Origin of the sequence: Brevibacillus formosus, assembly GCF_003013405.1 — a bacterium.
In the GTDB taxonomy this organism is placed as follows: Bacteria; Bacillota; Bacilli; order Brevibacillales; family Brevibacillaceae; genus Brevibacillus; species Brevibacillus formosus.
Window position 1 is genome coordinate 81546 of the sequence record NZ_PXZL01000030.1, and the last position, 25153, is coordinate 106698.

The following is a 25153-nucleotide window of genomic DNA, read 5'->3' on the forward strand; positions in this document are numbered from 1 at the left end:
TTCTCAGTTGGCAGAGAGGAAGGCTTATCCTGTAGTGCTCCCCTCAGACACCGTCAACTGGAGGGGGTTTTGCCGTTTCTTCAAACCGATGCATTCGTTTGTAGAACGTACTTCTGGGGATTCCCAGAAGTTTTGCCGCTTTCGACACATTCCCGTTCGTCTTTTGCAGCGCCTCGACCATTTGCTGCTGCAATATCTTATCGCGAAACGAAAGCGAAGCCCGGTGTTCCTCCATCCTCTGTTCAGAAAAGCTAAGACTGGAAGAGACGCTTTTGCTCAGCTCTGCGTTTTGATAAAGCAAGGAATGCAGAAGATGCAAGAGGTCGTCGCATCTGTTCATAGAAAGAATCCGCAATTTATCCAGCACATTCATAAGCTCGCGAATGTTTCCTGGCCAGGTGTAATCCATCAGCGCAGCAAAGAATTCTGGAGGGAAAACAGCATCCCAGTCATGCTTTTCGCAGTAATGCTGAACGAGGTGCGGGATGTCTTCTGCCCTCTGCTTGAGTACCGGAACATGCACGGGATATACGTACAGACGATAAAAAAGGTCTTCTCGGAACTTACCTTCTTTGACCAGTCGATGGATATTGCGGTGCGTGGCTGCAATCACGCGAAAATCGACGGGTATCTCTTGGCTGCCGCCCAGCGGAGTAATTTTACGTTCCTGCAAGACACGGAGCAGTGCCACCTGCATGGAGTGCGGGATTTCCCCAATTTCGTCCAAGAAAATAGTTCCTTGGTGAGCAAGTTGGAATTTCCCCTTCGCTCCGGTTCGCTTCGCCCCGCTGAACGCCCCTTCCACATAACCGAATAGTTCGCTCTCTAGCAGCTCTCTCGGGATCGCGCCGCAGTTCACCGCAACGTACGGCCCGCTTGCCCGCTTGCTGTTCTCATGAATCGAACGGGCGATCACTTCTTTTCCGGTGCCAGTCTCGCCCAGGATAAAGACATTGATGTCCGCGGAAGCTACCCGCTCAAGCTCTTCCAGCGTCTTTCGAAATACACTGCTTGTGCCAGCCTCGCCGAGGAACCGAAACGGCTTGGCGGAACCCTTGTCCTGATAGACGGTCTGCCTTACCCGTTGCTCCTCTGCATTCAGAAGATAGATACATTTGCCGATGAAACCACCGTGCTCGGCAGAGTAAATCGGCACTTCCATCCGATTTCGGTACCCGCGTATGTATATTTCTTCTGCACGCATTTCGCGCCAGTTCGGAATGTTCTGACGAATAGACCTGCTCGCCGCAACAACGTTTTGACGTGGAGTGCAAATGATGAGCGGCTGTTCCTTTTCCAGTACTTCCATCGAACCCTGAATCAATTCCATCTCGTCGCGATGAGAGCGGATCTTCACTTCTTTCTCCAGCGTGTAGGCGGCCTGGGTGACAATCCCCAGCATGTATGGATGCGCCCGATCGACCGGGCACGAAACGTCGAGGATACCCAGGACCTCCCCGTCATCGCTGCGTATTGGAGCGGCAGCACAGCTCCAACCATGGGAAGCTATGGAATAGTGCTCCGAGCCGGTTACCATAATCGGCTGCCCCAGCGACAACGCCGTCCCAATCGCATTTGTTCCCATCTCGGCTTCCGTCCAGCGCACGCCCTCTACGAATCGTATTTTTTCAGCTACCTTCCGGACATTTTTGCTTCCCTTCATCCAGAGCACGTAGCCTTCCGGATCGATTAAAAGCGCGATCATTCCCATCTCGCTTGCGATTCGATCCATTTTTTCGAGAAAAGGGGCAGCGACGTCCATAAGCAAAGCATTCTTTTGCTGTTGGTTCCGGAGAGATTCCCCGCTCAGAATGTGCCTTCCCCGATCCAAGTACGGGCTGACTTGGGCGTTCCGGGAGCGATACCAGGATTCGATGATGGATTGGTGAATCCGTGAAGAATCCAGTACGCCTTCCTGAACGAACCGCTTCCACATCTGCGAACTTAATGCGAATTCAAACAAGATACATTCCCTCCCTCAGTAACTCGCCTGAAGTAACTCCTGCCAGAATGTATGCGAGGTCGTCTCTCTTTGTCTAAATTCTAATCAATAATGGCAGCGTTTACAATGGCCGCAAAGCAAAATTCCCCCTGGGTTCCAGGGGGCTTTTGATTGGGCCGATGCTTCATGCGTGCACGGCGTGACCGATGGCAGATAGCAGAGCTTCGTGAACGGCTTCTGACAACGTCGGGTGGGCAGAAATGAACGTTTCCATCATATCCGCCGTCATTTCCCCGTGGATCATGACCGTTCCTTGCCCGATCAGCTCCGTCGCACGCGGACCTACGATGGACACACCCAGTATTTCGTTGTATTCCGGTTCCGTGATGACCTTCACCTTTCCGATCGCTTCACCGAGAATCATTGCCTTGCCATTAACGGAAAACGAGAATTCTCCGATTCGCACGTCTCCGTACCGCGATCTGGCTTGCTTCTCGGTGAGGCCGACACCAGCGATTTCCGGCGACGTGTAGATGCACCTCGGTACAGCCCGATAATTGGCTTTGGCGTCCAGACCGCACGCGTGCAAGGCTGCTACCGTTCCCTCATGAAAAGCGACATGGGCGAGCTGGATGCCCCCGACAACATCCCCGCATGCGTAAATATGTGGCACGTTCGTTTGCATATGCCCGTTTACGGAAATACCTTGCTTGCCGAATGCTACACCCGCCCGATCAAGTTGCAGTTCAGCCGTCCGCGGCATCCTTCCGACGGCAACCAGCACGATCTCTGCTGCGACTTCCCCGCTACCATCCGGGCTCTTGAAACGAACGGTTTTCGTCTGCTGGTCGACCGATGTCAACGACGTGGAGGTCAAGATCTTCACCCCGGTTCGTTCCAGCTGATCTTGCAGAACACCCGCAATATCCGCATCTTCGCCGGGGAGAAGCTGATCCGCCATTTCAATCACTGTCACGTCGCACCCCATGCGACTGTAAATGCTAGCAAACTCGCATCCGATGACGCCTCCGCCGATGATCAGCAATGTCTCGGGAATCGCCGAAAGCGACATCGCGTGTCCGCTGTGGATGATCCAGCGGCCGTCAAACGGCGCAAACGGTAGCTCAATCGGCTCCGATCCCGCAGCGATGATGATTTTATCGGCTTCAACAATTTCTTCTCCCTGATCCTTCTCTACCGCTATTTGGCGTTGGCTGACAAAACGAGCCTTGCCCGCCAGCACCTTGATTTTGTTTTTTCTCATGAGAAATCCGATTCCCATGACGAGCTGCTGCACGATGTTGTTTTTGTAGCTCAGCACTCCCGGCCAGTCAATCGATACTTCCTGTTCGGGCACGCGAATGCCGAAACGGCTGGCATGCTTTATTTTCTCCGCCATCTCGGCGGACTCCAGGAGTGATTTGGTTGGCATACATCCTTCGTTCAAACAGGTCCCACCCAACACCCGCTGCTCGATTAGGATGACCTGTTTGCCCTTTTGGGCGGCGGCAATCGCCGCAACGTAGCCGGCAGGTCCCCCTCCGATCACTGCAATCGTACTCATCCCATCACGTCCTTCACAAGAGCATCCGGTACGGCTCTTCCAGGTATTTTCTCAGCGTGTACAAATATTCGGCTGCCGGTGCTCCGTCCAGTACACGATGATCGAACGTCAGGCTGAGCGGGAGAATGCTCCGCCGCTGTACTTCCTCACCGATGAAGACAGGCGTTTCCTGCACGGCCCCTACGCCGAGAATGCCTGCCTCCGGCGGATTCAGCACCGGCGTAAAGAAATCAATTCCGTATGCCCCAAGGTTCGTGATGGAGAAGGTAGACCCTTGCACCTCTTCCATGCCGAGCGTCCCTTCCCGCGCCTGTGCAGCCAGTGTTTTGATCCGCCGGGAGAGTTCCAGCACCGATGTTGATTCCGCGTACCGAACGACCGGAACAACCAGCCCTTGTTCGAGCGCGACGGCTATTCCCAGGTGGACGTGCCCGTACCGATGAATCCGGTCATCGATATAGGCGCTGTTTACTTGCTTGTGCCTTTGGAGAGCGAGAACCGTCGCCCTCGCAATGAGATCGGTTAGGGTCAGCTTCATGTCGTGCTCTTTTTGAGTGACTTCGTTCATTTTCTTTTGCAAAGCGATCAAGTCCGTGACATCGGCCCGTGTGGTGATCGTAAGCTGGGCGCTTTCCTGCAAACTGGCCATCATCCGGGAAGCGATCACTTTCCGCATGCCCGTGACAGGCAATTGCTCCATCGTTTCCTCCACGGCAACGGCAGGTGGCCGGTCATCCTCTGCTGCTACAGCCTGCTTCGCCTCCCGGTCAGCGATCGCCTTTTCTACGTCTTCCTTTGTGATCCTGCCCACCGGTCCCGTGCCGATGAGAGATTCCATGGGGAGGCCGGCCGCCTCGGCCAACTTGCGTGCGACCGGGGAAATTTTCACTTCTTTCGCACTCGCCGGACTTGCCGCTATCGTGGCCGACTTCGTCGAAGCCACGGGCTCCTCCGGCTTTTTCTCGGGAGCAGCCGTCTCGAACGTCGCCGTTGCAGCCGTTTCCTCCGCGATTTGCTCGTTTGGATGACCAATATATCCAATGACCGTTCCAGGCGGCACACCCTCCCATTCCGAAACAACGATTTTTAACAAAACGCCGTTCGCCGGTGCTTCCAGATCCGCCTCGATTTTTTCCGAGCTGATGCTAGCGATCACTTCTCCTTTGGATACCAGATCTCCGACTTGTTTGTTCCAATGGGAAACCGTTCCTTCTTTCATCGCCATTCCCATCTTCGGCATGAGCACCTCGACTGCCATCGGTTTTCCCTCCGTTTTCTTCTATCTTTCTGAATCAGACGCTCAACAGCGATTTATCGCCAAGCAGTTCGGATACCACTTGAATCACCATTTGCGGCGTCGGTAAATACAGGTCCTCCAGTACAGGCGAGAACGGAACCGGGGTATGCGGTGCCGTAATCCGCTTGATTGGCGCATCCAGACTGTCGAAGCCTTTATCCGCGACCAAGGCCGCGATGTCGGTCGCAATGCTGCAGCGTGGATTCGCCTCGTCGATGACAATCAGCCGATTCGTCTTTTGAACGGACCCCAAGATCGCATCCTCATCGAGCGGCGACAGGCTGCGCGGATCGACGACCTCCGTTTCAATTCCTTTCCTGGCGAGCTGCTCCGCTGCCTCCAAGGCTGTATGCACTTGTTTACCGACCGCGACGATCGTCAAATCCGAACCTGCACGCTTGATGTCCGCCTTGCCGATCGGAATAGTGTAATAACCGTCTGGCACCTCCCCTGTCATGTTGTATAGCGTCTTGTCCTCAAAAAAGATTACGGGGTCATTGTCCTCGATGGATGCCAGCAGCAGCCCTTTCGCGTCAGCAGGTGTGGACGGAACCACCACTTTGATGCCCGGAATGGCCGTGAATAGCGCATAAAGGCTTTGCGAATGCTGCGCCGCCGCCCGGAATCCGGCGCCGTGTGTCGTGCGGATTGTAACCGGCACCTGTGCTTTGCCCCCAAACATGTACCGGAACTTGGCCCCCTGGTTTAACACCTGATCCAGGCAGCTCCCGATGAAATCGTTGAACATCAATTCCGCAATCGGGCGAAGACCAGTGGCCGCAGCAGCCATCGCCGCCCCGATATAGCCCGCTTCGGTAATCGGGGTATCCAGCACCCGCCCTCGGCCGAACTCCTGAACGAGGCCTTTCGTTACCCCGAGAACGCCTCCCCATGCCTCTTCATCCTGCAAATGGTCGACCTGTGCCCCGCCAGCTACGTCCTCGCCCATCAAAATCACGTTTTCATCTCTGCGCATCGCGAGTTTCATCGCCTCGTTGATTGCCTGCGACATGGTCATTTTTTTTGTCATGTTCCCTTCCCCCTTTGCTATCGTTTTTTCAGTACGATACGTATACGTCTGTCAGCAGCTCGGACGGCTCCGGGTACGGACTATTTTCCGAAAACGCGACTGCTTCCTCGACCGCCTTGTCAACCGCAGCTTCGATTTCATCCAGCTCATTTTCAGTAAACAGCTTTCCAGAGAGCAGATCGTTCCGGAATTTCCTAATGGCGTCTATTTCCGACAGATGCGCCTTCTTCTCTTCTTCTTTTTTGTATTTCTGAGCGTCGCCCTCAAAGTGGCCGTAGTTGCGGTACGTCACGCACTCGATCAGAGTCGGCCCCTCTCCCCGACGGGCACGCTCGATCGCTTCCTGTGCAGCCTGATAAACGGCAAGCACATCCTTGCCATCCACTCGGATGCCAGGAATGTTGTAGGCGATCGCACGGTCCGCAATGGTTTTGCAGCTGGAGGCGTACGAGAACGGCGTGGCTTCCCCATATCCGTTGTTCTCAGCTACAAACACGGCTGGCAGCTTCCAAATGGCTGCCAGGTTGATCCCCTCATGGAACGTACCCTGGTTGTTCGCTCCGTCTCCAAAGAAACATACACTTACAGCGCCTGTCTGCTTGTACTTGGCTGTCAAAGCGGCTCCGCAAGCAAGCGGATAGCCTCCCCCGACAATGCCGTTTGCCCCGAGCATTCCTTTGTCCAAATCCGCAATGTGCATGGAGCCTCCCTTCCCTTTGCAAAGTCCCGTGGCTCTGCCGTAAATTTCCGCCATCATTCCATTCAGATCGCACCCCTTTGCGATGCAGTGTCCGTGCCCGCGATGCGTGCTGGTAATGGTGTCGCTGTCGTCCAGGTGCGCGCAAAGCCCGACCGCGATGGCCTCCTCCCCCGCGTATAAATGAACGAAACCGGGGATTTTCCCTTGGCCGAACAGGTCGTGCACCTTGTCCTCGAACTTCCGGATCTCCAGCATTTTTTGGTACATCCAAGCGGCCTTTTCGCGGGACAACGGAATCCCTTTGACTTGCTGATCCACTTTCGTCATTTACGTGTCTCCTCCTCGAACATGTTTTATTGAGGTCTAGCCTTTGACACAATGGATATCGCAAAAAGTATGCCAACCTCCGAAGCAGGTCACATTGCCGTTTTTTGTAACCGCTTTACTTTTTGCGGGGAACAAAAGTGGACACCTGTCTCGTTTTGTCTCCTTTTGTCTCCTTTTGTACACTGGCTCACCGCGTACCTTTGGACGGATAAAGGCTACGGCGAGGGATGAATTTTTGAAAATGGGTATGTATGCGAATAAAATAAGGAAGCCTCCGGTAACCTGTCGCAAGCAAGTTTACCGGAGGCTTCTCTGTAGCAGGGTGTTCTCCTTACATCTCTACCTTCCGCTTCCTTCTCAATACATGACGTTCCTTCGCTTTTTCATACTGTATGCGCTCTTCTTCTGTATCAGGAATGACACCAGGTACGCTCGTCGGCTTTCCTTGATCGTCGAGGGCGATCATCGTGAGATACGCGCGTGCTGTCATGCGTTTTTCCCCCGTCAACAAGTTCTCCGACTCCACTCTCACGAATACTTCCATCGATGTCTTATGAGTCCAGGTGACATATGCCTCTAGGTTAATCGCTTCCCCTGTCTTGATTGGCGCAAGAAAATCGAAGGAGTCGCTGGACGCAGTGACAACAGGCTTACGGCAATGTCGCATAGCTGCGATGCAGGCGATCTTGTCTACATACGCCATGACTTTCCCGCCGAAAATGGTATGGTGATGATTGGTATCCGGTGGCAAGACGAGATCAGTCAAAAAGGTTCTCGATTGTTGGATCGGTCGCGCTTCTGTCATCATTTGTGTGGCTCCTCTCATCGTGTGCACCTTCCTTACTGGGCTGTCAAACGACTCCGAATCGCCTTCGTTGCCGCAACCATGTTTCGTAATGACTGAACGGTTTCTTCTCTTCCTCTCGTCTTCAGCCCGCAATCCGGGTTGATCCAAAATTGATCCGGTGGAAGTACTTGTACACCTCGTGCTACCATATCTTCCATTTCTGAGACAGCAGGAACGCGAGGGCTATGGATATCGTATACGCCGAGCCCGATGCCTTTGTCATACGTACCTGTTTCGAACACAGACACGAGCTCTCCGTGACTGCGTGAAGTTTCAATCGAAATCACATCGGCATCGAGTTCGCTGATGACATCCATGAAATCATGGAATTCGCAATAGCACATATGCGTATGAATCTGGGTGCTCGGCGCAACGGTGGAGGTCGCTAGACGAAACGCTCTGACTGCCCATTCGAGATAAGCGGCCTGCTCTTCTTTTTTGAGCGGAAGCCCTTCGCGCAGTGCTGGTTCATCGACTTGAATCATGAGAATCCCCGCTTCTTCCAAGGCTTCTACTTCTTTTCGCAATGCCAAGGCGATTTGTTCGCACACTTCTTGCCTCGAGATATCGACTCGGGAAAACGACCAATTCAGAATGGTTGCTGGACCCGTTAACATGCCCTTCATTGGTTGGGCGGTCAATGATTTTGCATACACACTTTCCTTGACCGTCATCGGTGCCACAAACTCCACATCTCCGTAAATAATAGGTGGCTTCACGCAGCGCGAGCCATACGACTGCACCCAGCCGTTTTTCGTGAACAAAAAGCCATCGAGCTTTTCGCCAAAATATTCAACCATATCTGTTCGCTCAAACTCGCCATGGACGAGGACATCCAGACCGAGCTCTTCTTGTATCTCGATCCATTCCTTGATTTGCGCCTGAATGAAAGCATCGTATTGCTCCACTGTCCAGTTCCCTTTTTTAAACTGTTGTCGGGCTTGGCGAACCTCTGCCGTCTGCGGGAAGCTTCCGATTGTGGTAGTTGGCAACAGTGGCAACTTCCACGTATTTTGTTGAATCTCTCGACGTTCGAGATAAGGAACACTTCTTTCAGATTTTGCAGCAGCGATTTGACGTAAAGCATTCTTCACTTCTTGACGATTCCTCGCTGGAGATAGTGCCAGCTTGAGTAAATCCGCTTCATTTTGGGCGATCTCTTTCGAAATGACATACTTACCATATCGGAATCCTTGGACTAAGAGCTGTACTTCCTCCAACTTTTCGTCGGAAAACGCCAATGCAGGCATGACTTCCTCTGGCAAGTCGATCTCTGCTTCAACCGTTACAGGTACGTGCAACAAACTGCTGGACGGCTGCAGCCACAGCTTTTCGAGTGGAACGATCTCGGAAATTTCTTTGACCAGCTCCCATTTCTCCTCAATGGACGCACGCCATATGTTTCGACCGTCGATGATTCCCGCTGCGAGAATCTTATCTGCTGAAAACCCGTGTCTTTTCAGATTGGCCAGATTGCGCTTCTCTCCGTGTACAAAATCAAGACCGATTCCCTTTACCGGTAAGGAAACCAGCTCCTCGTACCAATCCACCGCTTCAAAATAGGTTTGCAGCATGCACTGTAGATGCGGTAGCGCTTGACCGATTTGCGCATAGATACGTTTGATGATGGCGCGATCATGTTCCGAGACATCCAGTACAAATGCAGGCTCATCGATTTGCACCCATTCCACGCCGTGCAGCTCCAACTCCCGGAGAACTTCTATGTAGAGCGGAACAAGTTGATCCACGATGTTCTCAAATTCGTTTTTCTCATATCCTTTGGACAATTTGACAAACGTATATGGGCCTACCATAACAGGCTTACCAATGATGCCGAACTTTTCTTTGGCCTCCAAGTATGCCTGGAGAGGCTTGTTCTCGGTTATGGCTGGTTGTCGTTCACCGAATTCCGGGACGATATAATGGTAGTTCGTGTTAAACCATTTCGTCATTTCGCCGGCGACAGCTTCCTTCGAACCCCGAGCCATGGCGAAGTATGTGGCTAATGATACCGGGCCCCCTTCGTACTCATAACGCTTGGGGACCATTCCAAACATCACAGCCATATCCAGCATGTGATCATAGTACGTAAAGTCACCCACTGGGATCAGCTCGACCCCTTTTTCCTGCTGACGCAACAGGTTTTGGTGACGGATTTGCTCCATTTGCTGGACCAGGCTTGCCTCATCGATGGTGCCAGCCCAAAATGCTTCCAATGCCTTTTTCCACTCGCGGTTCTTCCCGATCCGTGGATATCCCAAATTGCTGCTTTTCATGAGCTTCCTCTCCATTCTTCATCCGATCTTGACTTGAATCCGCCCAATAAAAAAAGGCATCTCCAACGATCAAAAAGAACGTTAGAAATGCCAAATAAGCACTGAGATCACAGCATCCTAACACCTCCCTATCTCCCGTAGGTTAAGCAGTGTCGTCGAAACAGGCAGGTCTCCTGACTTTGGGATCATCATCTGCACATGCCTTCCCAATCCGTTTGGATCAGTGGCTAATAAATGTGCCGACTCCCCTCATACAGTGGCGGGACCGTGTCGGATTCTCACCGACTTCCCTTTTCATCCTTGGTCGATCTTGATGACCAAAGAACCTGTTCCCACTCCTATGAAATTGTCATGGTTCTGTGAAGTGCCCCAATAAACGAGCAGGGCAGCATACTGTTCATACAGTAACACAGAATCCATTTTTTGTCATATTAAAATCTAAAATCATCGTCGGTCAACGGCTCTACGTTCAGTGTGCGGACATAGCCATTTCCTTTTTTCGAGAAGAAGTCATGCTGCTTCGTCTGCGTACGAATACCGTTCAGTACGATCGGGTTCACTTCTTCCTCTGGGAATAGCGGGTCCAGCCCCAGATTCATCAATGCCTTGTTCGCATTGTAGCGCACGTAGGCATGAACCTCGTCAGCCAATCCGATTTCCGTATACAACGTAGTCGTATAGGCCTCTTCATTTTCTTGCAGCTCATGCAAAAGGGCATATAGCTCCTCTTTTGCTGCGGTCTGCTCGACAACACTTAGACCCTGATAGACTTCTTGTGCGAGAACGCCGACATAGAGTCCATGGATACTCTCGTCGCGAACAATCAGGTCGATAATTTCCCCGCTGCTTGTCATCTTTCCTTGACCCGCCAAATAGAGCGGATAAAAGAAGCCGCTGTAAAACAGATAGCTTTCCAGGAAGACGGACGCTACCATCGCCATGTACAAGTCTTTCGGTTTCTCAATTTCTTGATAGCGCTTCGAGATGAGGGCCGCTTTCTTTTGCAGATGTGGATTGTTTTCTACCCACGAAAAAATACCGTCAATCTCTTCTGTCGATGCCAGCGTTGTAAAAATACTGCTGTACGATTTGGCATGGATTTGCTCCATCATACCCATGAAGGCGAGAACTGCTTTTCTTTGCAATCCATCGACATGCTCCATGATCTTCGGCATCCCTACTCCACCCTGAACCGTATCCAGCAAGGTAAGACCGCCCAATACTTTTTTATACGTATCCCGTTCGGTCTCACTAAGCTCCATCCAGGCCATCTTGTCATCTGACAGCGGAATCTCATCATCCGTCCAGAACTGCATGATGTTTTGATTCCAAAACGTCATCGTAAAATCGTCGTCCGGCCTGTTCCAATTGACTGCTTTCATATGGCGTTCCTCTTCTCTTTTTGCTTGATGCTTTTCCTTATATGAATCGAGTTCACTAAACTGCGCAGCTAATGCACTCTTCTACAGTTAAATGCTTCGTACGCGTATAGTAGAGTGACTTCAGACCTTTTTTCGCTGCGTAAATGTAATAGCGAGCCAGTTCTCTGGTTGAAATATTGCTGTTCACGTGCAGCACGGTCGAAATTCCTTGGTCAATGTGCTCTTGAATTTCGGCAATCAGATCAATCACTTTGAATTGATCGATTACATACGCCGATTTGTAGTAAAAATAGTTTTCCTGCGACAAGTATGGCATCGGGTAATACGTCGTAGAGTTGGCATACGTTCTCGTTTCGATATGCTCAACGATTGGCATCACGCTAGAAGTCGCATTCTGAATATAGGAAATGCTCTGTGTCGGTGCAATTGCCAAACGGTACGCATGGTAAACGCCATGCTTTTGCACCTTTTCCTGTAGTTTTGCCCAATCCTCTGGCGTCGGAATGTGCATCCCTTCGAAGAGACGCTTTGCTTTTTCTGTCCGCGGGCTGTAATCGTTCGTCACGTACTTGTTAAAATAAGTGCCCTTTGCATATTCCGATTGTTCAAAGCCCAAGAAGGTCTTTCCTGTTTCTTTGGCAATTTCCATGCTTTTTTCCAAGGAGTAGAAGTTCATCATCATGAAAAACGTACGAGCGAAATCCTTCGCTTCTTCACTCTCGTAAGCGATCTTGTTCTTTGCCAGATAACCGTTCAGGTTCATCGCACCGAGCCCTACTGAGTGCAGCTCGCGGTTTGCCTTTTGAACGCCTGGAGCGTTTTCTACACGCGTCATGTCACTCACGGCTGTAATGGCTTCGATTCCTTCATGGACGGATTCACGGATCATTTTGCGTTCCATCACGTTGACAATATTGAGTGATGCCAAATTGCAGCTAATATCGCGACGAATGATGTCCATCTCGCCGTAATTGGTAATCGTGGAAGTCTCCTGTAGCTGGAAGATTTCCGTACACAGGTTGGACATTTTCACCGAACCGAGATCTTTCAGTGCATGGTTGTTGTTCGCATTCGTTTTGTTCATGATGTACGGATAGCCCGATTCCATTTGGATCATCGCGATTTTGGTCAGCATCTCGCGTGCGCTCATCACGGTCTTTTTCTTGATGCGATCGTTTGCCAATAGCTCCTCGTACATCTCATCAAGGTCCATATCATCCAGATGCACGCCGTATTCTTTGTACACGGAGTATGGAGCAAACACAGTCAATGGCTTGTTTTCCTCAGCCAGCTTGTAGAAAACGTTTGGTACAATCAGGCCGATGGACAACGTTTTGATGCGTGCTTTTTCATCTGCATTGATCTTTTTGCAATCGAGAAACTCGTTGATATCCCAGCCGAAGATGTTGTAATACGCTGCACCTGAGCCCTTGCGTTGCCCCATTTGATCTGCGTAAGAAAACGCATCTTCCAGCAGCTTGAGAACTGGCATGACACCTTTTGCTGCGCCCTCGACGCCCTTGATCGGCTCTCCTCTTCCGCGAAGCTTGGACAGGTTCACAGCTACACCGCCACCAATTTTGGATAGCTGCATACACGTTCCCAAAATAAAGTTGATGGAGTTCAGTGAATCATCCATTTCGAGCAAGAAACAGGAGACCATTTCTCCACGGCGGCTTTTGCCTGCGTTCAGGAAGGTAGGTGTCGCCGGCTGCAAGCGTTGATCCATCATGGAAACCGTTAAACGCTTGGCGAGCTCAAAGTCACCTTGTCCAAGAGACAGTGCCACCACGGCCACCCGGTCTGGATACTGCTCTAGGTACATCGATTTATCGTTCGTTTTCAAAGCGTAATCCTTATAAAATTTGGAGATAGCCATGTACGAAGCAAATTGAAAATCAGCGTCATAGGCCAAGCGGAAAACTTCATCGACCTGTTCAACAGTGTATGTTTCATAGACGTTTTCATAGAAGTCATTCTCGATCAAATAGTCCATGCGTTCTTTGACACTGCCAAAAGTCATCGTATTGGACTGGACTTCTTCCATGAAGACCGCAACCGCTTCCCGATCCTTTTCCAGTTGATAAAATCCGTCGTTGCCACGCTGCATCAGTTCGTTGTTCAATTCAATATGCCGCAATTGCTGCCACCCCACTCGTAAATTGTTCCACATCCCGGCCGGTACCGGACAGTTCAAATTTTGAAATTACCGGAACGCCATATTGGCTAGCGATCGTATCCGCGCTTTTGGCAAAGCTGGCTCCCCAGTTGCGGTTGCCGCTAGCGGATACTCCGCGCAGATGGACATGATTTCGCTTCAGGAACGTCGCCACCTTCTCCGGCACTTGTCCGAATCCTGTCGTGTATGTGATCAAAATGAATGGCTCGTCCAACACCATATCTTGATCAATTTCCACATGTGGCAAATTAATTTTATTGACGAATCTTCGGACGTTTCCTGTTTTTGAATCGTAAGCGATTAGCATGTCCCTCATCCTATCCTACTATTTTTACTCTGTATGTATGTTGTTTAGCCAAAGTAAAAGCGCATCCGACGTTTACATGCCGAATGCGCGTGATGACCTCCATCTAGCAATTCGCCAATGCGAATTGAGCGCTCGAACACTTCCCTATCTCCCGTAGGTTAAACAGTGCAAGCGGTTAGGCAGGTCTCCTGGCTTTTGGATCATCGCTCCATTTACACCTTCCCGATCCTTCATGATCAGTGGCATTCTTTCGTAAATGGAACTCTCTCATTACAGTGGCGGGACCGCGTCGGATTCTCACCGACTTCCCTATTAAGTCTACCAAATCTGGCTGGTAAACACCTTACCGCATCAATATGTAGTTGGTAAAACTTACTTTACTTCAATATATCGTAGGAGTCAAGCTCAGTATGGGCTCTTTTCGAAAACTAACTATTCTCCTTTTTCGGCTATTGCCAATCTCTGGTTCCCGTTCATATAATAGATTTTGTGCGTGTTGGTTAGCCTTGGAGAGATTGGAGAATAGCCGTCATGAAAAGCACCGACGATCAACCTGTCGTCATTCCTCGTTCTTACAGTAAAATCATAACTTATCAAGAACGAGACTATCACATTTTCGTAAGTATACCTGCCGATCCCCCACCGGAATCAGGCTTTCCGGTCATATATTTGCTAGATGGCAACTCTGTTTTTGCAACCATGACCGAAGCGATACGGATACAATCACGTGGCCCTGAACGAACTGGCGTGTATCCTGCTATCGTCGTCGGGATTGGGTATCCAACGGACGGACCGTACCATCCTGCCCGTTTCTTTGATTACACGTATGAAGTTCCCGTCTCAGAGCTTCCTGGCAATCCAAAAGGTGCAGAGTGGCCTCAGATGGGAGGAGCGGAGCAGTTCCTCACCTTTTTGGAAGAGGAGCTCAAGCCCAGCATCGAAAACTACTTCCCCGTCGATCGGACGCAGCAAGCGATTTTTGGACATTCGCTAGGCGGGTTGTTTGTTTTGCATGTACTTTTGACCAAACCACATGCTTTTCAACGTTATATAGCTGGCAGTCCCTCGATACATTGGAATGAGAGTGTCCTGCTTGCGAAAGAGAGTCAATTGCCGAAGCTGCTGACAGATGACCTCGACGTCCATGCGCTCCTCACCATTGGGGAGCTGGAAAGCGATGGGCGATTCTTGGTCAAAGAAAAATCTCTGGCGCTGGTCGAACGATTGTCCTCCATGGGCAACGGTCAAATCAAAGCTTCCTTTAAAGAATTTGCTGACGAAAATCATTCGTCCGTTTTGCCAGTCTTAATTAGCCAAGGACTCAAATTCGCTACGAAAAAAACTGCCCGCTAAAAACGGGCAGTTTTTGTTTATCATGATTCGTTTACTGGAGAGATAACACTTTGGTGATTTGGGGCAGCTCTTCGATGGCGGATACAATCGTCGGTGTAATCTCTTCATCAGTCACAGAGATAAGCAGGGCATTCTTCCCTTTTTGCTCGCGCGATACATTCAACTTGGAAACATTGATTTGATACTCGGCCAGTTTTCGTGAGACATCATAAATCACGCCTGGATAATCGATATGATGAACCAACAATCCATGGGCCCCTGGAGGTATGCGACACGCGCAGTAATTTACTTCACTGATGTACACTTCTCTCCAGTCTTGCGCAAAGGTGTACTTGTTCGCTCCTACACGCAAAATCGCCAAATGATTCGCATATTCGCCGGAGCTGTGTTGGACAGGAACCTTCGTCCCGAGTCCTTCCACTAGCATTGTTGCGATTTCCTCTTTATTTTCATGAGCAAGAATACTTAATTGTGCACCCGCTAACTCTGGCTCGAGTCTTCGAATCAGTTCAGCCAGCTCACGCAGTCCAGCATATTGGGTCATGTGATGCCTTCACTCTCCCAGTCAGGTTTATCCTTGTTTTTAGGGCAGAATCCATGCTTCCGGCTCTTTCTTGATGGAGGATTCGTTATCAGCACGATACCAAGCCGTCAACGTTTGCCCATCTTTTGTATAGTAGATTCGGTAGATGGTATTGCCTTTTCCGCCGTTGGGAAAAGGACTTTCCTCCAGCGGAACCGCTGTCACTCCATCCGCGTTTACCACCCCACGGTTCTCCTCGATGACGTTTTGGATCGTCGCCATATGCTCTTTACCCATGGAGGCCATCCCGAAATAAGAGATGATCGCCAAGAGAACCGCCCCCGCCAAAAACGAAACGATAATCACTTTTGATTTTTTCGTAGCATCCACCGAGTGCTTCCCCCGTCTATCTTAGTTCTCTTTATCGACTAAGCGTACCTTGTCAATCGTACCTCCACCCAAGCATACTTCTCCATCGTAGAAAACAACAGCCTGACCAGGTGTCACTGCTTTTTGCGGCTGATCAAATACAACTTCTACGTTGCCATCCTCCAGCAGGTGAACAGTTACTCCCTGATCTGGCTGGCGATAACGGAATTTGGCTGTACAAGTAAACGTTTCGGATGGTTTCTTATCACTCACCCAGCTAACGTTGGTCGCCAGGAGACTCTTCGAATACAGACGGATATGATCAGAGCCTTCGCCAACGATCAGGACATTCCGTTCCAGATCCTTGTCTACAACAAACCAAGGCTGTCCGCTTGTGCCATGACCTCCACCTATCCCTAAGCCTTGTCGTTGACCCAGTGTATAGTACATCAGTCCGTCGTGCGTACCGATGACTGCTCCATCTACGGTCTCGATATTTCCTGGTTTGGCAGGCAAATAGTTTTGCAGGAACTCACGGAAATTGCGCTCTCCAATAAAGCAGATCCCTGTACTGTCCTTCTTTTTCGCTGTATAGAGTCCCGCTTTTTCTGCGATCTCCCTTACTTGAGGTTTTGGAAGATGACCGATGGGGAACATCGTCTTGGATAGCTGTTCTTGGCCCAATACATTCAAGAAGTAAGTCTGGTCCTTGTTGTTGTCAGCACCACGAATCAGCTTGTACTCGCCATCGATGTACTTGACCTGCGCGTAATGGCCGGTAGCAATATAATCCGCCCCCAGATCCATCACCTTGGCGAGAAGCTCACCGAACTTGATTTCACGGTTGCACATGACATCCGGATTCGGTGTACGTCCCCGTTTATATTCATCCAAAAAATACTGGAATACCTTGTCCATGTATTCTTTTTCAAAGTTTACCGTGTAATATGGAATGCCGATCTGTTCACAGACGCGCCGGACATCCTGGAAGTCTTCTTCCGCCGTGCAGTGGCCGAATTCATCGGTATCATCCCAGTTTTTCATGAAGATGCCGATGACGTCATATCCCTGTTGCTTAAGCAGGTAAGCCGTCACGGAGGAGTCGACTCCGCCGGACATGCCGACAACGACGCGTGTATCTTCTGGTCGCTTCATAAGTCTTTCTCCTCTTATTCAATTTGTACCCTTACAGATTACCATGTTTCGCAAAACAAATCATGTTTTGTTGCACTTTTGCCCGAGGGAATGAAAAAACGCCTGACGCAAAGTTGGCGCCAGACGTTTGGTAGCAAGGTTATGCCTGCGAAGATTCATCCTTGATTTCAGCACGATATCCCTCGATGCTTTCTTCACGACGCTCATTTTTCGCTTCGAGGGTTGCTTTTTCCTCTGCAGAAATCTCTCCAGCATGAGCCGTCAGATAATCTTCGGACTCACGAATGTTCTCTTCCGTATTGGAAATCATCTGTTGGAGCTTTTCTGCGTTGTCAGAACGGTCATCCGGCTTCGCCATAATCGATACGCCTCCTACAAAGGGTTATATTCTACGCCTTTACCATTGTGCGCCAATCATGGTTTCTTTATGTACCCGTGTTATAATAGAAGAAACGGATAAAACGAAAAAGAGGGTTTCACCTATGGCTTCCTTAGATTTGTTGGAAAGAAAGCTGCTTCGGATCATCTCTGATATCGATCCTGTCCGCCTGAAACGACAATGGGTAAAGGGGCATAAGGCACCTGAATCCGAAGTGGAACAGCGCATGCGAATCGATCTTCTCTTGCGCAGACTTGACAAGCTACCTGAGGCCAAGCGTCAAGAAGTGCTTGCGCTACTCAAATGGTTTAACTGGTAGAGATTAGCGGATGGACGTTCCCAGACGCCACTGGCCGTCTATCCGATTCATTTGCTTCATATCCACGATTGCATCTTGATTCAGCGGTCCATAGATGTGCGGATACAGCAATCCATCCTTCGCAGCCTCGTATTTGACTTCCGAAGTCGTTTTCGCTTCATCGACAACGAGTACATACAACTCCTCGTCAAACTGTGCGTAGACGCGGTTTGCTACCTTTTCAAGCAGCTCGTCCCCTTTAGTCGCGTGAATAAAGCCTTCCTGCTCGTAATCGCGCGGTAAGTAGTGATCCTTGTCCATCCACTTTTCCCAGTATGTTTTCGGGACCATGCAGTAAATGATAGAGTCTTTCATGTTTCTCCTCCGCATTATTTATTTTTTTGGCATTGCTTTGTTCAGGTGACGCATAGCTTTATCATAGAACATTTGGTCCATCCGCCCCTGATCATGTCGCCATTGAATGAAGTTACGCAGAGAGTGCAAATCCACCCAGGCATCCTTTGCTTGCGGATTGCGGTCAGGTACCTCTCCCGTAATTTCACCATCGTAGACAAGCTTCGCCATCTCGGTTGGGTGCATGCCGATCTGATAAGCGATTTGGTGTAAAGCTATTTTCATGGAACCTCCCCTTGCTCTTCATGGGATACATCTTATCTTTCGTCTATTGTGCCAGTCTTTTCGAATGATGCCAAGCCCCTAGCCCTACTCCCAAAGGATGTACCCTCCTCCCTTGCGTTTTGCTACAATGAACAGAGCATTTTAATGAAGGGGCGGTATTCCATCATGTCAAAACAACGAAATCAACCACGAAAGAAATGGTTCCGGCGAAAACGCGTCTGGCTTCCCCTTCTTTTCATTGCTTTTCTGTTTCTGGGCAACAGCTCGTATCTTGCAAAGGAGCCTGAAGGCGAGCCCTTCTTACTCGCTCACCGCGGGATGGCTCAAACCTTCCATATGGAAAACATCACCAATGAAACTTGTACGGCGGAACGGATTTATCCACCGGAGCATCCGTACCTGGAAAATACGCTTCCGTCCATGCAGGCTGCTTTTGATGCAGGCGCGGACGTTGTCGAGTTGGATGTACAATGGACCAAAGACAATCGATTTGCTGTGTTTCATGACTGGACGCTTGACTGTCGGACAAATGGCACCGGTGTCACGAGAGATTATACCTTGGCCGAATTACAACAGCTCGACATTGGCTACCATTATACAGCGGATGAAGGGAAAACCTTCCCCTTCCGTGGAAAAGGGATTGGCATGATGCCCTCTCTCGATGACGTGCTACAAACATTCCCTGATCGCTCACTGCTTATCCATATCAAAAGCAATGACCCACTAGAAGGGAAAGCGTTAGCGGATGTTTTGGCAAGATTGCCTGCAAAACGACTGGCACAGCTCTCTGTTTATGGCGGTGACGAGCCAATCCAGACATTGAAGCAACAACTGCCCCAGCTGCGTGTGATGTCTATGGCGACAATGAAAAGTTGCCTGATTCCGTACATCGCAGCAGGTTGGTCCGGATATGTACCGGAAGCCTGTGCACAAACCCAATTGCACATTCCCGATCAAATTGCCCCATGGCTCTGGGGTTGGCCGAATCGTTTCATGGCAAGAATGGAAGCAAAAGACACCCGCGTGATCCTGGTCGCAGGCAGTGGAGATGTGTCGCAAGGCTTTGATGTTCCGACTGATTTAAAACGAGTGCCAGAAAGCTTTACAGGAGGAATATGGACGAACCGGATCGATCTGATTGGTCCGGCTTTTCACGAAAACGCAGAAAAATAATGAAACGGTTCTCCAACATATTCGTATATACTTATACGGAATAGACTTCCAACCTAACTAGGAGTGATTGATATGCTCAAGAAGCTTTTGAAAAATTTACTCGGTAATCACTCATCTTCGCACAAGTACCGAAAATACAGCAGCAGCGATTACAAACATCGCAGAAAGTACAGCTCTAGCAATCGGTACGGACATTCGCATTACGGCAGCTCTCATTATAAAAGAAAGCACTCCAGCCGTAGCTTCTTCAGCAGCTAAACAACTGTTTAACCAATGATCAGACAGCAAAACTCCGCTAACGATTGCGGAGTTTTTTCATTTAATGAGACATGATTTCTACGAAACGATCTAGTGATTTTTGAATCTTCCCATAATAATGGTGTTATAGTAATTGCCATCGGAAAGAACTTTGTCGTTTTTGAGTACCCCTTCGATTTCAAAGCCAAACCGTTTGTACAGCTCAATTGCCTTCTCATTCGTTTCCATCACATTCAACGTCATTTTGGTAATGTGGTTGGCGTCTGCCCAGGCAACCGATTCTTGTAAGAGATTCTTACCAATGCCATAACCCCAGAACTCTTGTGATACACATACACCAAACTCTACTTTGTGTGCAAATCTGTTTAAGTACACGCCTGCACATCTGGAAAACCCGACAATCTGCTCCTGCACAACAGCTACTAAAAACAAGTTTCTTGGACTTTCTGCATCCGTATTGATGATGTGTTCGAATCCTTGCACATCGATGAAAGCCTCTCCTCTTTCTCTGTCCAAATTTTCAGTCTCCCCATCGATTTGCAGTCGCAGGTCCGACAACTGCTGTGCATCTGTTTGTATTGCAGAGCGAATCGTGTAGGATAACCCATTCACAGAAAGTAGTTGTTGGCTGATTATCATCATTTTTCTCCTATTGGTAAAATTTCGGTCCTTTATTTTATCATAGGTAGAAGTCTTTGTGAATCTACACTTCTCTCTTCCTGAGGAGAAAGGAGATCACATTTTGTTTACATAACATTTATTATGTTCATTTATACGGCAAACAATGGATATGCTACAATAAGGAAAAGGAGCGTGCTCTCATGAATTTTTCCAAATCATTTTATTATACGGTCGACCATTCCAAGGTAGAGGAATATAAGAAGATGCTCGATCTAATGAAAATCCCCTACACCGTGGAAGCACCGATCGTCTTGCTGAATCAAGGAGCGAATGAATACTCCTTCGTTTTTCCTAACATGTCAGGTCGTCTTTATGGAATGGTGAGCAAGTTATTTCAAGCAGATGGGAAGCCATATCCGAAGAATGGTACATAGGCAAAAAAAAGGACCCAATGATTGGGTCAAAATAGGAAGTGGAGAGAATGCATGCTATGTAATATATTCTAACACAATAAAAGCGAACGTCAATCAAACTTTCGAATTTTCTGTGTTTTTATGTCAGGTTTTATGACAATTACACTTCCTTCTTTGTGCAAAAAAGAAAAGAAGCCTTACGATGAATGGCTTTCATGTAAGGTTTCTATACACACACCTATGCTTGTACATTAATAATCTTCTCCATCTCGATCCATTGGCTACCCGTTTGGTTTGCTAATTGAACACGTCTCGCCTTCGGGTCTACCCATTTGACCACACCCCACATGCTGCACGTATTCCCCCGCTCCCCCTCAAAAGACACACACCAGCTCACATTCAAGGGATAATTCTCTCTTGCCGAATCTCGCAGCATATACATAAATGCCTCTCTTTCTTCGTTCGTTACTTCAAGATTGCTGTTAGCCACGCTTTTCCACCCGCCTACTTACGAACATTTGTTATCCAGATACTCATCCTGTGTGGGAAATTGTAATTACATTATAGTGAATACGAACATAAGTTCGCAACTCTTTTTTCCGATTTCTTTAGTTGAACCGCATGACAGCCTATGAAAGATTCGTTCTGCCAAGTCGCGCATAAGAATCTGTAAGAAAAAAGCCGTTTTCCCATTGGTTTTGGAAAACGGCTTTTGCTTTTAGCTTGATAGTTCCTGCGCTTGATGCTGCGGTCTTTTCTCGACCAGCTCCAAAAATTTCCCGAAGGTAGACGCCAGTATTTGTTGAAAAAGCATACCGAGAACAACGGGAAGAGCAACAGGCGCTGGGAAGTACGTGATCGCCATAACTGCCCCTGCACTAATGTTTCGCATGCCACTGTTGAAGGTTAACGTGACGATCACATCACGCTCCCATCCGAACAGCCTTGCGATCCCCCACCCCATCAAATAACCTAAAATAGCTACTACAAGTACGAGGACCGCCATCCCCACCAGTTTCGCGTCCATCATATGAAAGTAAGACGAGACCATCGAGCTGTTGATTGCTACGACAACACCCATTCCCAGCTTAGAAAATGGCGCTAATTTTGGTGCCAGCGTTTTTTTGACGTTCCCTTTTGACAAATGATTGAGCAGCATACCGACAAGCGACGGCAGCACGATCATATAAAATAAACCTTTCATCAGTTCAGCCAAATCCATCTCGACTGTTGCCCCTAAAAACAAGGACATCCCCAATGGAACAATCAACGGAGAGAGCATCGTATCCAACAAAATAATAGATAGCGTCAGTGCGATGTTCCCAAAATAAATCGATGACCACAAAAAGCTCGTGATCCCTGTAGGAATTAAGGCCGCCAACAAAAAGCCCGTGATGACATGGATATCATCTGGATAAAACAACCGAGCCATTGACCAAGCGACAAGCGGCATAAGTGCATGAAGAATCATCAAATTGACGATTAATGGCAGCGGTCTGGTCAGTACCTTAGCAAATTCTTTAAATCCTGAACCCAAACTGCCGGTAAATGTCATGAAGGCAAACACCCAAGGAGACAAAAAAGCAAACGGCTGCAAATGTGTCCCGGCTATTACGCCAATAGCAACACTGGTCGGCGTTAGTATGGGCATGATTTTCTCAAGCGATCGATTCAGTTTGGCTAACCCGTTCATTTAAATACACCTCAAGTCTCGTCCTTTGATGCTATTGATGTGAGGTATGTTATCATGAACAGATTATTGTTACAAGACCAAAGTTCATTATTAGATTGCATACGTATCATTTATTCTTAATTTCACCTTGCATACTTTCGCGCATGGGAGCAAAGCCTATGACGGAAAGGAGGTATTTTATGAACGGAATGGATTGGGTAGAATTTATCCGAAAAACCGAAGATAAGATGTATCACCTCCATCGAGCGATAGATGGAATCTGTAATGATCCCGACTATAAGGAATCTGTTACGACCTTGACGGAAGTAGTAAGAGATTATCAAGTCCTCGTGGAAAAAGCCAAGGGTGAATTACGCGGCATTGACCTCCATCGAGATCGAGAGCGCGCGCATCATTACGATCATGATCATCACTAGCCTATATAGACTCCCGGTCAGGGAGTTCTTCTTCGTTGTAATTACGGAATTTTCTTTTCATTTTCGCTATTCGGTTAAAAAGGACAACAAGAACCTCACTCTACCTATGTAGTGTGTGAGGTTTGGGAGATCGGCTAGCCCTTCATTTTCTTTTCAATTTCTTTTAAGGATTTCTTCTTCTGGCATGCCTCTTTTACATCGGTTGGCCACTGTTCTTCACTCAGCCTTTGCAAATCTTTTAACAATCGCTTGTCAGCTGTCACGTGAATATTGGCGTCTGGGAAGGCCTCTTTTAATTTCTTTCCGACTTCTTTTTGAATCGATTCCAGCTTGAACCGATTAAAATTCGTTACTTGAATAGCTACATCAAGCTCTTTATCGATTTGCACAGCCACGATTTTATCTATGCCCTTCACGCTAGCTGTAATCGACCTCGCTCGCTCTTCCCATTGATAATGTCTGACGGGTACAGGCATGCACAACGGCTCCGCTTCCGCTTTTTGCTTCGTTTCGGTACCAGATTGCTTCGTACATCCCGTTACGGTCAAAGCAAAAGCCAGTGTTAGCACCACAAAAGTTGCCCGCACGTTAAAACACCTCCTGACCAAAATCATCTGTTACTAGCTTGACCTTGAACGGAGGAAGTATGTAAAAAAAAAGCGGTGACTCCTCTGCATAATTTGAGTCACCGCGGACCCCAAGAACATTGCGAGTCCTATTTACAAGGATATTAAAAATCACATCGAAACGCGATAGGAGATAACTGGATATGAAGCGGAACAAAAAAAATCCCAACCAACAAAAAGTGGTTGGGGCGTACGGGGTAGTACGCGTATGTCATACGTGAATGATATAATCATATAGGACTTGTTTTCTGTTGACAACGAGTAATAATAGGTACATTTACCTATAGATGGAATAAAAAAATGGCGCCGACTTAGACTGCATCATTTAGTCGGACGCGTGGAATAGAATCCCCAAGGTTGGATTATACTAGCTAGCTTGGATTACTTTTCTATTATCATGAAAATTCAACGTTCACGCTATGCGAAAATAATGGTAACAAGTGAAAATCTTACCTATAAAGGTTGATCGACCATAGAAACCCTCCGCTGAAAAGTGTTAATTGTTATAAAAAAGCCAGCCAGAAGTTGCTAGTCGTGTTATGATATCCCTGTAAAATCTTGAGGGAGTTGAGATCATGAATAGAGAGCAATGGACAGCGGTCGATCACTATTTTACGGATAAATTACTGGAAGCCGATTCCGTTCTAGACACAGTTCTTCAAGAGAACGCAGCTGCGGGTCTTCCAGCTATTGATGTAGCACCCAATCAAGGTAAATTCCTTCATCTGTTAGCACGGATCCAAGGAGCTCGTTCGATCTTGGAAATTGGCACTCTCGGTGGATACAGTACCATCTGGCTAGCCCGCGCACTTCCTGCAGACGGTCGTCTCATTACTCTCGAATATGATCCGAAGCATGCAGAAGTTGCACAATCGAACATTACCCGCGCAGGACTGGATCAGATCGTAGAAGTGAAGGTCGGACTCGCCCTTGATTCTCTCATCCAACTGCACAAAGAAAATCAGGGTCCTTTTGATTTTATTTTTATCGATGCAGATAAAAAAGGGAACCCCGACTATTTTCAATGGGCATTAAAGCTCTCTCGCAAAGGTACTGTGATTATTACGGATAATGTTGTACGAAGTGGTCAAGTCGTGGACGAAACAAGCACAGATCCCAATATTGTCGGTGTACGTCAATTCACCGAGATGGTAGCTAAAGAGCAACGTGTCAGTGGAACTGTTGTACAGACAGTTGGCAGCAAGGGCTATGATGGTTTTGCGATCATGCTTGTCACCGGGGAGAATTAGTCCTTTTCATTTTCAAAGGTTGTAACGAGTAGGAGTGTGTACATCTTGTTTAGGCTTTGTTTACCTAGCTTTATGCTCATCGCTAATGTCATTTTGGTTCTCACGGTACTATCGATGATTATCAAAGTGTTGGTGA

The 25153-nt window shown here is 48.5% G+C and carries 27 protein-coding genes and 2 riboswitches; of the genes, 7 read left to right on the forward strand and 20 right to left on the reverse strand.

What is annotated here, in order from left to right:
* Positions 1-43: 43 nt before the first annotated feature.
* The 10 genes from C7R91_RS23110 to nrdI all read right to left on the reverse strand — a co-directional run bounded on the left by C7R91_RS23110 (position 44) and on the right by nrdI (position 13851).
* Entirely contained in the window at positions 44-1936 is a 1893-nt protein-coding gene (locus C7R91_RS23110) for a sigma-54-dependent Fis family transcriptional regulator (RefSeq protein ID WP_047068601.1), read from the reverse strand.
* Positions 1937-2126: 190 nt separating this feature from the next.
* On the reverse strand, positions 2127-3506 hold the full coding sequence (gene lpdA, locus C7R91_RS23115; protein ID WP_047067345.1) for a dihydrolipoyl dehydrogenase: 1380 nt from the start codon (positions 3504-3506) through the stop codon (positions 2127-2129).
* 13 nt (positions 3507-3519) lie between these two features.
* Positions 3520-4764, reverse strand: a complete 1245-nt coding sequence (locus tag C7R91_RS23120; protein ID WP_047067347.1) for a dihydrolipoamide acetyltransferase family protein — start codon at positions 4762-4764, stop codon at positions 3520-3522.
* Positions 4765-4798: 34 nt separating this feature from the next.
* On the reverse strand, positions 4799-5833 hold the full coding sequence (locus C7R91_RS23125; RefSeq protein ID WP_047067349.1) for an alpha-ketoacid dehydrogenase subunit beta: 1035 nt from the start codon (positions 5831-5833) through the stop codon (positions 4799-4801).
* A 28-nt stretch (positions 5834-5861) separates the two neighbouring features.
* Positions 5862-6860: a thiamine pyrophosphate-dependent dehydrogenase E1 component subunit alpha gene (locus C7R91_RS23130; RefSeq protein WP_047067350.1), complete on the reverse strand. Its 999-nt coding sequence runs from the start codon at positions 6858-6860 to the stop codon at positions 5862-5864.
* 331 nt (positions 6861-7191) lie between these two features.
* Positions 7192-7686, reverse strand: a complete 495-nt coding sequence (locus C7R91_RS23135; RefSeq protein WP_047067352.1) for an acyl-CoA thioesterase — start codon at positions 7684-7686, stop codon at positions 7192-7194.
* 14 nt (positions 7687-7700) lie between these two features.
* A complete protein-coding gene (gene metE / locus C7R91_RS23140) occupies positions 7701-9983 on the reverse strand; it encodes a 5-methyltetrahydropteroyltriglutamate--homocysteine S-methyltransferase (RefSeq protein WP_047067354.1) in 2283 nt (760 codons plus the stop codon).
* 146 nt (positions 9984-10129) lie between these two features.
* A riboswitch (cobalamin riboswitch) is annotated at positions 10130-10328 on the reverse strand.
* Between the two features lie 86 nt (positions 10329-10414).
* Positions 10415-11365 (reverse strand): class 1b ribonucleoside-diphosphate reductase subunit beta, encoded by a 951-nt coding sequence (nrdF, locus tag C7R91_RS23145; RefSeq protein ID WP_047067356.1) that lies wholly within the window; start codon positions 11363-11365, stop codon positions 10415-10417.
* A gap of 55 nt (positions 11366-11420) precedes the next feature.
* A complete protein-coding gene (nrdE, locus tag C7R91_RS23150; RefSeq protein WP_047067357.1) occupies positions 11421-13505 on the reverse strand; it encodes a class 1b ribonucleoside-diphosphate reductase subunit alpha in 2085 nt (694 codons plus the stop codon).
* On the reverse strand, positions 13492-13851 hold the full coding sequence (gene nrdI, locus C7R91_RS23155; RefSeq protein ID WP_047067359.1) for a class Ib ribonucleoside-diphosphate reductase assembly flavoprotein NrdI: 360 nt from the start codon (positions 13849-13851) through the stop codon (positions 13492-13494). The genes nrdE and nrdI overlap by 14 nt, the downstream gene beginning before the upstream one ends.
* 161 nt (positions 13852-14012) lie before the next feature.
* Positions 14013-14212: riboswitch (cobalamin riboswitch) on the reverse strand.
* Between the two features lie 170 nt (positions 14213-14382).
* Here nrdI and C7R91_RS23160 point away from each other — a divergent pair.
* Positions 14383-15204: an alpha/beta hydrolase gene (locus tag C7R91_RS23160; protein WP_047067362.1), complete on the forward strand. Its 822-nt coding sequence runs from the start codon at positions 14383-14385 to the stop codon at positions 15202-15204.
* 31 nt (positions 15205-15235) lie between these two features.
* Here C7R91_RS23160 and C7R91_RS23165 read toward each other — a convergent pair whose 3' ends face one another.
* The 4 genes from C7R91_RS23165 to tlp form a co-directional block, all read right to left on the reverse strand.
* Positions 15236-15748, reverse strand: a complete 513-nt coding sequence (locus C7R91_RS23165; RefSeq protein ID WP_047067363.1) for an ACT domain-containing protein — start codon at positions 15746-15748, stop codon at positions 15236-15238.
* A gap of 39 nt (positions 15749-15787) precedes the next feature.
* A complete protein-coding gene (locus C7R91_RS23170; protein WP_047067364.1) occupies positions 15788-16117 on the reverse strand; it encodes a hypothetical protein in 330 nt (109 codons plus the stop codon).
* A gap of 21 nt (positions 16118-16138) precedes the next feature.
* Positions 16139-17251, reverse strand: coding sequence for a tRNA 2-thiouridine(34) synthase MnmA (gene mnmA / locus C7R91_RS23175; RefSeq protein ID WP_047067366.1), 1113 nt, complete (start codon positions 17249-17251; stop codon positions 16139-16141).
* Between the two features lie 139 nt (positions 17252-17390).
* Complete coding sequence (gene tlp / locus C7R91_RS23180) at positions 17391-17609, reverse strand: small acid-soluble spore protein Tlp (RefSeq protein ID WP_047067368.1); 219 nt, start codon at positions 17607-17609, stop codon at positions 17391-17393.
* A gap of 124 nt (positions 17610-17733) precedes the next feature.
* On the opposite strand from tlp, the gene C7R91_RS23185 reads away from it, so the two are divergent.
* Positions 17734-17949 (forward strand): hypothetical protein, encoded by a 216-nt coding sequence (locus C7R91_RS23185; RefSeq protein ID WP_047067370.1) that lies wholly within the window; start codon positions 17734-17736, stop codon positions 17947-17949.
* Between the two features lie 3 nt (positions 17950-17952).
* On the opposite strand, the gene C7R91_RS23190 is transcribed toward C7R91_RS23185, so the two are convergent.
* Together C7R91_RS23190 and C7R91_RS23195 are read right to left on the reverse strand one after the other, a co-directional pair.
* Positions 17953-18303, reverse strand: a complete 351-nt coding sequence (locus tag C7R91_RS23190) for a DUF952 domain-containing protein (RefSeq protein WP_047067371.1) — start codon at positions 18301-18303, stop codon at positions 17953-17955.
* An 18-nt stretch (positions 18304-18321) separates the two neighbouring features.
* Positions 18322-18567, reverse strand: coding sequence for a hypothetical protein (locus C7R91_RS23195; protein ID WP_047067373.1), 246 nt, complete (start codon positions 18565-18567; stop codon positions 18322-18324).
* 165 nt (positions 18568-18732) lie between these two features.
* Between C7R91_RS23195 and C7R91_RS23200 the strand changes: the two genes are divergently transcribed.
* Together C7R91_RS23200 and C7R91_RS23205 are read left to right on the forward strand one after the other, a co-directional pair.
* Positions 18733-19740 carry a glycerophosphodiester phosphodiesterase family protein gene (locus C7R91_RS23200; RefSeq protein ID WP_047067375.1) on the forward strand — a complete coding sequence of 336 codons (1008 nt, stop codon included), beginning with the start codon at positions 18733-18735 and terminating at the stop codon, positions 19738-19740.
* Between the two features lie 72 nt (positions 19741-19812).
* Positions 19813-19998 (forward strand): hypothetical protein, encoded by a 186-nt coding sequence (locus tag C7R91_RS23205; RefSeq protein ID WP_083994995.1) that lies wholly within the window; start codon positions 19813-19815, stop codon positions 19996-19998.
* A 90-nt stretch (positions 19999-20088) separates the two neighbouring features.
* Here C7R91_RS23205 and C7R91_RS23210 read toward each other — a convergent pair whose 3' ends face one another.
* Positions 20089-20637 carry a GNAT family N-acetyltransferase gene (locus C7R91_RS23210; protein ID WP_047067377.1) on the reverse strand — a complete coding sequence of 183 codons (549 nt, stop codon included), beginning with the start codon at positions 20635-20637 and terminating at the stop codon, positions 20089-20091.
* 182 nt (positions 20638-20819) lie between these two features.
* On the opposite strand from C7R91_RS23210, the gene C7R91_RS23215 reads away from it, so the two are divergent.
* Entirely contained in the window at positions 20820-21053 is a 234-nt protein-coding gene (locus C7R91_RS23215) for a hypothetical protein (protein ID WP_047067379.1), read from the forward strand.
* Between the two features lie 217 nt (positions 21054-21270).
* On the opposite strand, the gene C7R91_RS23220 is transcribed toward C7R91_RS23215, so the two are convergent.
* Both C7R91_RS23220 and C7R91_RS23225 read right to left on the reverse strand, forming a co-directional pair.
* On the reverse strand, positions 21271-21522 hold the full coding sequence (locus C7R91_RS23220) for a YolD-like family protein (RefSeq protein ID WP_047067380.1): 252 nt from the start codon (positions 21520-21522) through the stop codon (positions 21271-21273).
* Positions 21523-21750: 228 nt separating this feature from the next.
* Positions 21751-22725: a bile acid:sodium symporter family protein gene (locus tag C7R91_RS23225; RefSeq protein ID WP_047067382.1), complete on the reverse strand. Its 975-nt coding sequence runs from the start codon at positions 22723-22725 to the stop codon at positions 21751-21753.
* A gap of 179 nt (positions 22726-22904) precedes the next feature.
* Here C7R91_RS23225 and C7R91_RS23230 point away from each other — a divergent pair, with 179 nt between their 5' ends.
* Entirely contained in the window at positions 22905-23141 is a 237-nt protein-coding gene (locus C7R91_RS23230) for a hypothetical protein (protein ID WP_047067384.1), read from the forward strand.
* 134 nt (positions 23142-23275) lie between these two features.
* On the opposite strand, the gene C7R91_RS23235 is transcribed toward C7R91_RS23230, so the two are convergent.
* Positions 23276-23728 carry a YhcN/YlaJ family sporulation lipoprotein gene (locus C7R91_RS23235; RefSeq protein ID WP_047067386.1) on the reverse strand — a complete coding sequence of 151 codons (453 nt, stop codon included), beginning with the start codon at positions 23726-23728 and terminating at the stop codon, positions 23276-23278.
* Between the two features lie 614 nt (positions 23729-24342).
* Here C7R91_RS23235 and C7R91_RS23240 point away from each other — a divergent pair.
* A complete protein-coding gene (locus C7R91_RS23240; protein ID WP_047067388.1) occupies positions 24343-25017 on the forward strand; it encodes an O-methyltransferase in 675 nt (224 codons plus the stop codon).
* The last annotated feature ends 136 nt before the right edge of the window (positions 25018-25153 follow it).